This window comes from Nocardioides sp. CPCC 206348, assembly GCF_048654705.1.
In the GTDB taxonomy this organism is placed as follows: domain Bacteria; phylum Actinomycetota; class Actinomycetes; order Propionibacteriales; family Nocardioidaceae; genus Nocardioides.
Genome location: NZ_JBMCZA010000217.1, coordinates 27,057 through 36,719, shown reverse-complemented (window position 1 = coordinate 36,719; position 9,663 = coordinate 27,057). Strand labels below are relative to the sequence as shown.

The following is a 9,663-nucleotide window of genomic DNA, read 5'->3' as shown; positions in this document are numbered from 1 at the left end:
CCGCTGGTTGAGGTGCGAGCGGCAGCGAGCCTCGAAACCTAGGGAAGAAGCAGGACGACCGTCTCGGCGACGCAGGCCGGCTTGGTCTCGCCCTCGATCTCGACGGTGTGGCTCACGATGAGCTGCTTGCCCGCCGGGATGTCGATGACCTCGGCGATCTTGACGTGCAGGCGGATGCGCTTGCCGACGAGCAGCGGCGTGGGGAAGCGGACCTTGTTGACGCCGTAGTTGAGCTTCGCCCCCGGGGTGCGCAGCGTGAAGACCTGGCTGCCGAGCCACGGGACGAGCGACAGGGTCAGGTAGCCGTGGGCGATCGTGCCGCCGAACGGGCCGTCCTTGGCCCGCTCCATGTCGACGTGGATCCACTGGTGGTCACCGGTGGCGTCCGCGAACTGGTTCACGCGGCGCTGGTCGATCATCACCCAGTCGCTGGTGCCGAGGTCGGTGCCTGCTGCTTCGGCAACCTCTTCGAACGTCGTGAACACCCGCATGGCTGACTCCTTCTCGACTGGCGTACTCCTGCACTGCCGACACTAGTGTCCTGCCGCCGGGCGCTTCCAGCGACCCGCCAGCCAGGGCAGCGCTCCGGTCGCTAGAAGCGCGATCCCCAGCGCCACCGGTGGTACGTCGACCCGCCCCGTCGCGATGCCGGCGACCGCCGCGAGGACCACCGTCAGTGCCCCCACCTGGGCGATGCGGGCCACGACGCCGCGGAGCACGGCCCGGTCGTCGTCGCGTCCGGGAGGTCCCAGGGCGGCGTGCCCGACGGCGACGTGGAAGACGAGCAGCGCCAGTGCGACCACGACGGTCGGCCCCAGCCGGACGTCCTCGACCACCGCGATCCACCACCCGGCCGTGCCCAGGACGGTCGACAGCGCGAACATGCTGTCGGGGAGGTCGGCCGTCGCCACGGCGAGCACCACCAGGACGACCGCGGGCCACCACGGCGACGTCGGTGCGGCCGCGCGGATGACCTGGGCGGCAATGACGACCGGTGCCACGATCGCCAGCCAGGCCAGCACGTTCGCCACGCTCAGGGTGCCGATGCGATGGCCCTGCCGGTCGCGGAAGGTGAGTCCGCTGGTGGTGCTCATCGGCGCCCCAGCCGTGGGACGGCGGAGCGCCGGGTCAGGTCGCGCAGAACCTGGTCGAGGCTGTGCGGCCCGGTCCACGTCACCACCGGGATGCCGAGGGACGCCATCTGGTCACGTTCGAGCCGACGCTGCAGCATGCGCAGGCGCCACGCGAGGGCCTCCTGCCCGGTCGTGCCCGGGCCGACGCCCTCGGCGAGCTCCTGCGGGAGGGTGTCGATGACGACCACGTCGATGCCGGCGCTGGTCAGCATCGCGACCTGCCGCGTCGACGCCGGCTCGATGAGGGGCGACAGCATCAGCGCGAGGGTGCCGGCGCCGAGGGCCTGTCGAGCGGCAAGCGCATCCTCGCCGCGAGCCGTGCCCGGCTCGATCAGCGACATCGTGTCCAGCAGTCGGCGCAGCTGCATCCGGCCCGACGCGGACGGCACGAAGCTCACGCCCCAGGCGCCGAACACCCGCATGCCGACCCGGTCGCCGCGACGCAGGAAGTGGTCGGCGAGCACGGCTGCTGCACGCACCGTCACGTCCATGCTGCTGTGGGCACCGTCGATCCCCTCGCTGTCCCCGACGTCGTTGACCGCATCGACGAGCACGACGACATGGGCGTCCTGGTCGGCGTAGGTCGCGGTGACGTGCAGGCGCCCCGTGCGGGCCGAGGTCGGCCAGTGGATCCGCCGCAACCGGTCGCCCGGTTCGAACGCCCGCACCTTCGCGAACTCGGTGCCCTCGCCCGGTCGACCGGCCCGCTCCATCCCGACCAGGCCGTGGGGGTGGGGTGCCGGCGCTGTGGAGTCGACGGGCTCCGTCGCGGGCAACACCGTCACCTGGAGCCCCGGGAACGCATCCGGCGTCCAGCGCCAGGCCCCCCAGGCGTCGTACGCCGTGACGACGGGGCCGCCGAGACGACGCCGTCCCCAACGGGTGGCGCGCAGGGCGATGTCCGTGGTCGCGGTGCCGTCCGGTGCGGCGACGAGTCGACCGTCCTCCGGTTCGACGTCGAGCCAGCGCTGGCCGGGGTGGAAGGCCGCGAGGGTGCCGCCGGGCGGCATGCCCGTCACGACCGTTCGCCAGCCGAACTCCTCGCTCTCGTGGACGGTCAGCGCTCCTTCGGTCGCGCGCGCGACCGGGACCTCGTCCGGCCGCGCCGCCTGCCCAGCGATCGCGACCAGCACCAGCGGTGAGGCAAGGAGTACGACGTCGACGCGGCCGAGCACGAGTCCGGCCACCAGCAGGCCGAAGCCCGCGACCACGGCGCGCAGGTGGGCATGCGTTGCGCGCCAGGGGTTCACCGGATCCGCTCCCTCGATGCAGCGGCCGGGGCCGGCACGTGGCCGAGGACCGACGTCACCACGGAGCGGCCGGACACGTCGCTCATCCACAGCTCGGGGCGGATCGTGATCCGGTGGGCGAGGGCCGGAACGGCGACCGCCTTCACGTCCTCCGGCGTCACGTAGTCGCGCCCAGCGATCACCGCGAAGGCACGCGACACCAGCATCAGGGCGAGGCCGCCGCGGGGCGACGACCCGACGAGCGTGTGGTGGTGGCTCCGCGTGGCACCGGCGAGTGCGACGCAGTAGCGCCCGACGTCCGGATCGACGGTGACGGTCTCGACCGCCCGCTGGATCGCCAGCAGTCCCTCGGCGTCGGTGACGGTCCGGACGGTCTGTTCCTCCTGGCCGCGGGCGAGGCGCCGACGCAGCACCTCCCACTCCTCGCCGGCCTCCGGGTAGCCGAACTCGACCCGCAGCAGGAACCGGTCGAGCTGGGCCTCGGGCAGGGGATAGGTGCCTTCGTACTCGATCGGGTTCGCCGTCGCGAGTACGTGGAAGGGTGCCGCCAGCGGGAAGGTCTCGCCCTCGACCGTCACCTGCCGCTCCTGCATCGCCTCCAGCAGGGCTGCCTGGGTCTTCGGTGGGGTCCGGTTGATCTCGTCGGCCAGCAGCAGGCCCGTGAACAACGGGCCGGCGCGGAACTCGAACTCCGACGTGCGCTGGTTGTAGATGAACGATCCGGTGAGGTCGGCCGGCAACAGGTCGGGGGTGAACTGTGCGCGCTTGAAGTCCAGCCCGAGCGCCTGCGCGAACGACCGCGCGGCCAGGGTCTTGCCCAGTCCCGGGAAGTCCTCGAGCAGCACGTGACCACCCGCCACGACTCCCGCCAGCACGAGCGTGAGGGCCTCCCGCTTGCCCACGACAGCCGTCTCGACCTCGTCGAGCACCTGCTGTGCCAGACGCGAGGCCTCGGCCGGACTCACAGCGCCTCGAGTGCGTCGAGGGTGGTCGCGAGGTCACGCCGGTAGCGGTCGGCCGAGTCGAGCGGTGGCGCATCCAGGAACCGTCGTACGACGGCGGGCAGGGCCGCCCGTGGATCGACATCGGCCGGCCCCGCGAGCACGGACGTCGTACTCAACAAGCGGTCGACGATGCCGACCAGCTGGGCGTGCACGGTGGCGGGATCACGAGCGCCCAGCAGTCGCGCGAGGTGGGTGAGCTCGAGGTCGTGGGCCCGGTTGTCGCGGACGTGGAGCGGCTCGTCCTCGGGCCATGCAGGGGAGACGACGTCGTTCGCGACGGCGATGGCGTAGACCAGCAACCCGCCCACGGCGACGGCTGCGCACACCCAGGCAACGATCATCGGTGGCCTCCCGGCGTTCGGCTGCGAAGTCCGTCGAGCAACGTGGCCAGGCAGGTCGCTGCCTCGTCGCGTTGCCGATCGGTGATCGGGTGGGACGAGAAGCGGGCCTCGCGGTAGAGGCCCGCGAGGCGGCCGATCACCTCCCCGTCGAGCGTGTACGACGACAGCACCCGCTCCACGAATTCGCTCGGGGTGTCGGCGGGGTTGCGCACGAACCACTCCGACTCGGACGCGTGCTCCAGGCGCAGCCAGGCCGCCACGATGCTGTTGCGCGCCGAACCGTGGGCGAGGTCGTCGAGCGCGCTGCCGAGCGCGTCGGCGAGGACCTCGTCGGTCTCGTCCTCGGGATCGGGTTGCGGGGACGGGAGCAGCGTGGGGCGCAGCTGGTCGCCGGACAGGCGTCGCCGCCGGAACGACATCCGCAGCCGGGCGACCAGGCCGATGACCAGGGCGACGAGGGCGGCCAGCAGGACCAGTGCGGCGAGTCGGCCCGACACCAGGGACGTGGGGTCGGCGCCGTCCCGGTCGTTCTCCTCGATCCGGTCCCGGTCGACGGCTTCCTCGTTGTCCTCGTCGGACTCGGGGATCGGGTCGTCCTCACGCTGTTCGACCCCGGTCCGGTCGTCCCGGGCGATCGACTGCAGGCCCTCGCCGGACGCGGTCACCAGCACGCAGAGAGCGAGGACCAGCGCGCCCGACGCCAGCAGCGCGCGCGACCCGTACCCCATGACGGGAGTCCCCATGGACGGAGGCTACGCCGCTCCGGGGTCCACGGACAGCGACCCCGGTTAGGTGAGGCTAAGCAAACGGGCGTACATTTCCGGATCGTGCTCGCCAACTTCCTGATCGGACTCCGCGAAGGCCTGGAGGCCGCGCTCGTGGTGAGCATCCTGGTGGCGTACCTCGTGAAGACCGGTCGGCGCGAGCTGCTGCCGCGGATCTGGCTCGGGGTCGGTGTCGCCGTCACGATCGCGCTGGCGTTCGGCGCGGCCCTCACCTTCGGCCCGCGCGGCCTGACCTTCGAGGCGCAGGAGGCCATCGGCGGGACCCTCTCGATCGTTGCCGTCGCCTTCGTGACCTGGATGATCTTCTGGATGGCCACGGCCGCCCGCGGACTGGGCGCGGAGCTGCGTGGCCAGATCGACCGGGCCGCCACCGGCAGCCGCTGGTCCCTGGCGCTGGTCGCCATGCTCGCCGTCGGACGTGAGGGCCTGGAGACGGCGTTGTTCCTCTGGGCGGCGACCGAGGCCGGCACCCGCGACGCCGCCGGCGTCGTGGCCCCGACCTGGGAGCCGCTGCTCGGCGCCACGCTCGGGATCCTCTGCGCCGTCGTCCTCGGCTACCTCATCTACCGGGGCGCGATCAGCCTCAACCTCTCGGTCTTCTTCACCTGGACCGGGGCGTTCCTGATCCTCGTGGCCGGAGGCGTCCTCGCCTACGGCATCCACGACCTGCAGGAGGCCGGGATCCTCCCGGGCCTGCACGACATCGCCTTCAACGTCTCGGCGACGATCCCACCGTCGTCCTGGTACGGAACCGTCCTCAAGGGCGTCTTCAACTTCTCACCGGTCACCACGAAATTCGAGGCCGCTGCCTGGCTCGCATACGTGCTCCCGGTCGGCGCCCTGTTCCTGATCCGCCCGCGACTCATCGCGTCCCGACCTGTTCGATCCCACCGCCCACTCCAGGAGAACTGACTCCATGCGCAAGACCCTGCTCGCCTCGCTGGCCACGCTGGCCGTCGTACCCGCCCTCGCCGCGTGCACCGAGAACGCGTCGACCGACGCGGAGGACGGCGACGCCCGGGCCCTCACGGTCGCCTCGAGCAAGGACGCCTGCGAGGTCTCGGCCTCGAGTGCTCCCGCCGGCACGATCAGCTTCGACGTCACCAACAGCGGCTCCGACGTCACCGAGTTCTACCTGCTGGCCGAGGACGGCCTCCGGATCATCGGCGAGGTCGAGAACATCGGGCCGAACCTGACCAAGACACTCACCGTGACCGTCCCCGCGGGTGGCTACGTCACGGCCTGCAAGCCCGGCATGGTCGGCGAGGGCATCCGTGCCGACTTCAAGGTCACCGGTTCCGACGAGAAGGTGACGGTCAGCGCCGACGAGGCCGAGCTCATCGAGCAGGCCACGAACAACTACCGCGCCTACGTCCAGGACCAGACCTCGCAGCTGCTGGTGAGGACGAAGGAATTCGTCGAGCTCTACAAGGCCGGCGACAAGGACGACGAGGCCCGGGCGCTCTACCCGGTCGCCCGCGAGCACTGGGAGCGGATCGAGACCGTCGCCGAGTCCTTCGGAGACCTCGACCCGAGGATGGATGCCCGCGAGGCCGACGTCGACTTCGCCGCCGGTGAGAAGTGGACCGGCTGGCACGCGATCGAGAAGGACCTGTGGCCGGCCCGTGCGGAGAAGTACGCCGCCTGGACGCCCCAGGAGCGCGCCACGTACGCCGACGACCTGCTGGCCAACACGGTCGAGCTCGACAAGCGGGTCCAGGCCACGGGTGCGGACGCGCTGGAGTACCCGCTCGACTCCATCGCCAACGGGTCGCGCGGCCTGCTCGAAGAGGTCGCGACCGGCAAGGTCACCGGCGAGGAGGAGTTCTGGTCGCGGACCGACCTGTGGGACTTCCAGGCCAACGTCGACGGCGCGCGGATCGCGTTCGAGGGCGTGCAGCCGGTGCTGGAGACCAAGGACCCCGAGCTCGCCCAGCAGCTGACCACCTGCTTCGCCGAGCTGGACGAACTGCTCGCCGGCCACCGCAAGGGTGAGGGCTTCGCCTTCTACGACGAGCTGAGCAAGGACGACGTCGACAAGCTCGCTGCCGCCGTCAACGCGCTCTCCGAGCCGCTGTCGCACCTCACCGCTGCGGTCGTCTCCTGACGATGGTGAGCCAGGTCAGCAGGCGTGGTCTCCTCGGCGGTGGCGTTGCCGCCGCCGGGGTTGCCGGGGCGTTCGTCGCGGGACGCGGCACCGCCGGTGAGGACGCGGGTACGGCAGCCGTGTCGTCGTACGCCTTCCGCGGGAAGCAGCAGGCGGGCATCGTCACGCCTGCCCAGGACCGGCTGCACTTCGTCGCGCTCGACGTCACCACCGAGGATCGCGACGAGCTGATCGGCCTGCTGAAGCAGTGGACCGAGGCAGCCGAGCGGATGACGCAGGGCGGTTCGGCCGGTCCGGTGGGACCCGTGTCCGGTGCGACCGACGTACCGCCGGACGACACCGGCGAGGCGATCGGCCTGCCGGCCAGCCGGCTCACGATCACGTTCGGCTTCGGCCCCACCCTGTTCCGGACCGCCGAGGGCAAGGACCGGTTCGGGATCGCCGACCAGCGCCCCGAGGCACTGGAGCCGCTGCCGCACTTCCGCGGCGACGTCGACGACCCGGCCCGCAGTGGCGGGGACATCTGCATCCAGGCCTGCGCCGACGACCCGCAGGTCGCCGTCCACGCCATCCGCAACCTGGTCCGGATGGGCTTCGGGGTCACCGCGGTGCGCTGGTCCCAGCTGGGCTTCGGCCGTACGTCGACCACGTCGACCAGCCAGTCGACGCCGCGCAACCTGTTCGGGTTCAAGGACGGCACCGCCAACGTGAAGGCCGAGGAGGCCCAGGCGCTCGCCGAGCACGTGTGGGTCGGCGAGGCCGACGACGAGGCCGCTGCGTGGCTGACGGGTGGGTCCTACCTCGTCACCCGCCGCATCAACATGACCATCGAGGTGTGGGACCGGCAGCCGCTCGGCGACCAGGAGCTGTTCGTCGGCCGCACCAAGGACGCCGGTGCGCCGCTGTCGGGCGGCGACGAATTCACCGACCCCGACTTCGACCTGCCGGGACGCAGCGGACCGATCATCCCTGCCGACGCGCACGTCCGGATCGTCCACCCGGACCAGAACGACGGTGTCCGGATGCTCCGGCGGGGTTACAACTTCGTCGACGGCAGCGACGACATCGGCGGTCTGAACGCCGGCCTGTTCTTCATCGCCTACGTCCGCGACCCGCGCACCCACTTCATCCCCGTGCAACGGCAGATGGCGTCCAGTGACGCGCTCATGGAGTACCTCCGGTTCACCGGTTCCGCGCTGTTCGCCGTACCTCCCGGCGTGGCCGCGGGGGAGTACGTCGGCCAGGGCCTGTTCGGGTGACCGACACCGCGTCCGGATCGCGTTCACCAGTTCGTAACAGTCTCCCGCGGCGGGTACTGTGGCCACTGGCACAGTGTCGTGCAAACCCTTTCACCCGCACGATCCTGTGAAGGACCTCGCTGTGACTTCTCGTCCCGTCGTACTCATCGCCGAAGAGCTGAGCCCCGCCACTGTCGAGGCGCTCGGCCCGGACTTCGAGATCCGCCACTGCAACGGTGCCGACCGCGCCGAGCTGCTGCCTGCCATCGCGGACGTCGACGCCATCCTGGTGCGGTCCGCGACGAAGGTGGACGCCGAGGCGCTCGCCGCGGCGAAGCGGCTCAAGGTCGTTGCTCGTGCCGGTGTGGGCCTCGACAACGTCGACGTGAAGGCAGCCACCCAGTCGGGCGTCATGGTCGTCAACGCGCCGACCTCCAACATCGTCTCCGCCGCCGAGCTCGCCGTCGCGCTGATGCTCGCCGCGGCCCGCCACGTGTCGCCGGCCCACGCCGCGCTCCGCAACGGCGAGTGGAAGCGCTCCAAGTACACCGGCATCGAGCTCTTCGAGAAGACCGTCGGCATCGTCGGCCTGGGCCGCATCGGCGTCCTCGTCGCCCAGCGCCTGTCCGCCTTCGGCATGTCCGTCATCGCCTACGACCCCTACGTGCAGGCCGGTCGCGCCGCGCAGATGGGGGTTCGCCTCGTCGACCTCGACACGCTGATGGCCGAGTCGGACTTCATGTCCGTGCACCTCCCCAAGACCCCCGAGACGGCTGGCCTGATCGGCGCCGAGCAGCTGGCCAAGGCCAAGTCGTCGCTCGTCCTGGTCAACGCCGCCCGCGGTGGCATCGTCGACGAGGCCGCGCTGTACGACGCCCTCAAGACCGGTCGCATCGCTGCCGCCGGCCTCGACGTGTTCGCCAAGGAGCCGTGCACCGACAGCCCGCTGTTCGAGCTGGAGAACGTCGTCGCGACGCCGCACCTCGGCGCCTCCACCGACGAGGCGCAGGAGAAGGCCGGCATCGCCGTCGCCAAGTCCGTCCGCCTCGCGCTCTCCGGTGAGCTCGTCCCCGATGCCGTCAACGTCCAGGGCGGCGTGATCGCCGAGGACGTGCGGCCCGGCATCTCCCTCACCGAGAAGCTCGGCCAGATCTTCACCGGTGTCGCCGGCGAGGTCGCCCAGCAGCTCGACGTCGAGGTCCGTGGCGAGATCGCCGAGCACGACGTCAAGGTGCTCGAGCTCGCTGCCCTCAAGGGTGTCTTCAGCAGCGTCGTCGAGGACCAGGTCTCCTACGTCAACGCGCCGCTCCTCGCTGCCGAGCGCGGCGTCGCCGTGCGCCTGGTCACCGAGAGCGAGAGCCCCGACCACCGCAACCTGATCACGCTCCGCGGCACCCTCGCCGACGGTGCGCAGGTGTCGGTCAGCGGCACGCTCGTCGGCATCCACCAGCGCGAGCGGCTCGTGGAGGTCAACGGCTACGACATCGACATCGAGCCCACCGACCACCTCGCCTTCTTCACCTACGTCGACCGCCCCGGCATGGTCGGCACCGTCGGCCAGGTCCTCGGCCAGGCGCAGGTCAACATCGCCGGCATGCAGGTCTCCCGCGAGACCAAGGGCGGCGAGGCGCTCGTCGCACTGTCCGTCGACTCCGCCATCCCGGCCGAGACCCTTGCCGAGATCGAGGCGGCCATCGAGGCCACCTCGATCCGAGCGGTGGATCTCGTTTAAGCCCGACTTGGGGTTTGTCACGCGCGAGTTGGGGTTTGTCACCTTCGAGTTGTGACTTGTCGACGTACGTCGC

10 protein-coding genes are annotated in these 9,663 nt (G+C 71.0%); 4 read left to right on the top strand and 6 right to left on the bottom strand.

Features of this window, described 5'->3' with window-relative positions; all coding sequences use genetic code 11:
* Positions 1–38: 38 nt before the first annotated feature.
* Genes ACOADB_RS23920 through ACOADB_RS23895 form a run of 6 tightly spaced genes read right to left on the bottom strand, consistent with a single transcriptional unit; the run spans position 39 to position 4,471 of the window.
* Positions 39–491: a MaoC family dehydratase gene (locus tag ACOADB_RS23920; RefSeq protein ID WP_378604664.1), complete on the bottom strand. Its 453-nt coding sequence runs from the start codon at positions 489–491 to the stop codon at positions 39–41.
* Between the two features lie 42 nt (positions 492–533).
* Positions 534–1,094 (bottom strand): hypothetical protein, encoded by a 561-nt coding sequence (locus tag ACOADB_RS23915; protein ID WP_378604661.1) that lies wholly within the window; start codon positions 1,092–1,094, stop codon positions 534–536.
* A complete protein-coding gene (locus ACOADB_RS23910) occupies positions 1,091–2,383 on the bottom strand; it encodes a DUF58 domain-containing protein (protein ID WP_378604658.1) in 1,293 nt (430 codons plus the stop codon). Before ACOADB_RS23910 ends, ACOADB_RS23915 begins: the two co-directional genes overlap by 4 nt.
* A complete protein-coding gene (locus ACOADB_RS23905) occupies positions 2,380–3,348 on the bottom strand; it encodes an AAA family ATPase (RefSeq protein WP_378604655.1) in 969 nt (322 codons plus the stop codon). The genes ACOADB_RS23910 and ACOADB_RS23905 overlap by 4 nt, the downstream gene beginning before the upstream one ends.
* Positions 3,345–3,728: a hypothetical protein gene (locus ACOADB_RS23900; protein WP_378604652.1), complete on the bottom strand. Its 384-nt coding sequence runs from the start codon at positions 3,726–3,728 to the stop codon at positions 3,345–3,347. The genes ACOADB_RS23905 and ACOADB_RS23900 overlap by 4 nt, the downstream gene beginning before the upstream one ends.
* Entirely contained in the window at positions 3,725–4,471 is a 747-nt protein-coding gene (locus tag ACOADB_RS23895; protein WP_378604649.1) for a DUF4129 domain-containing protein, read from the bottom strand. The genes ACOADB_RS23900 and ACOADB_RS23895 overlap by 4 nt, the downstream gene beginning before the upstream one ends.
* 84 nt (positions 4,472–4,555) lie before the next feature.
* Between ACOADB_RS23895 and efeU the strand changes: the two genes are divergently transcribed.
* From efeU to serA, 4 genes are all read left to right on the top strand, one after another.
* Positions 4,556–5,425, top strand: a complete 870-nt coding sequence (efeU, locus tag ACOADB_RS23890) for an iron uptake transporter permease EfeU (RefSeq protein ID WP_378604646.1) — start codon at positions 4,556–4,558, stop codon at positions 5,423–5,425.
* 4 nt (positions 5,426–5,429) lie between these two features.
* Positions 5,430–6,620, top strand: a complete 1,191-nt coding sequence (efeO, locus tag ACOADB_RS23885) for an iron uptake system protein EfeO (protein ID WP_378604643.1) — start codon at positions 5,430–5,432, stop codon at positions 6,618–6,620.
* A gap of 2 nt (positions 6,621–6,622) precedes the next feature.
* Complete coding sequence (efeB, locus tag ACOADB_RS23880) at positions 6,623–7,879, top strand: iron uptake transporter deferrochelatase/peroxidase subunit (protein ID WP_378604640.1); 1,257 nt, start codon at positions 6,623–6,625, stop codon at positions 7,877–7,879.
* A 121-nt stretch (positions 7,880–8,000) separates the two neighbouring features.
* Positions 8,001–9,590: a phosphoglycerate dehydrogenase gene (serA, locus tag ACOADB_RS23875; RefSeq protein ID WP_378604637.1), complete on the top strand. Its 1,590-nt coding sequence runs from the start codon at positions 8,001–8,003 to the stop codon at positions 9,588–9,590.
* The last annotated feature ends 73 nt before the right edge of the window (positions 9,591–9,663 follow it).

Bases quoted from the DNA above. Each gene is read 5' to 3' on its own strand.
- ACOADB_RS23920 (WP_378604664.1), bottom strand. From the start codon at position 491: ATGCGGGTGTTCACGACGTTCGAAGAGGTTGCCGAAGCAGCAGGCACC.
- ACOADB_RS23915 (WP_378604661.1), bottom strand. From the start codon at position 1,094: ATGAGCACCACCAGCGGACTCACCTTCCGCGACCGGCAGGGCCATCGC.
- ACOADB_RS23900 (WP_378604652.1), bottom strand. From the start codon at position 3,728: ATGATCGTTGCCTGGGTGTGCGCAGCCGTCGCCGTGGGCGGGTTGCTG.
- ACOADB_RS23895 (WP_378604649.1), bottom strand. From the start codon at position 4,471: ATGGGGACTCCCGTCATGGGGTACGGGTCGCGCGCGCTGCTGGCGTCG.
- efeO (WP_378604643.1), top strand. From the start codon at position 5,430: ATGCGCAAGACCCTGCTCGCCTCGCTGGCCACGCTGGCCGTCGTACCC.
- efeB (WP_378604640.1), top strand. From the start codon at position 6,623: ATGGTGAGCCAGGTCAGCAGGCGTGGTCTCCTCGGCGGTGGCGTTGCC.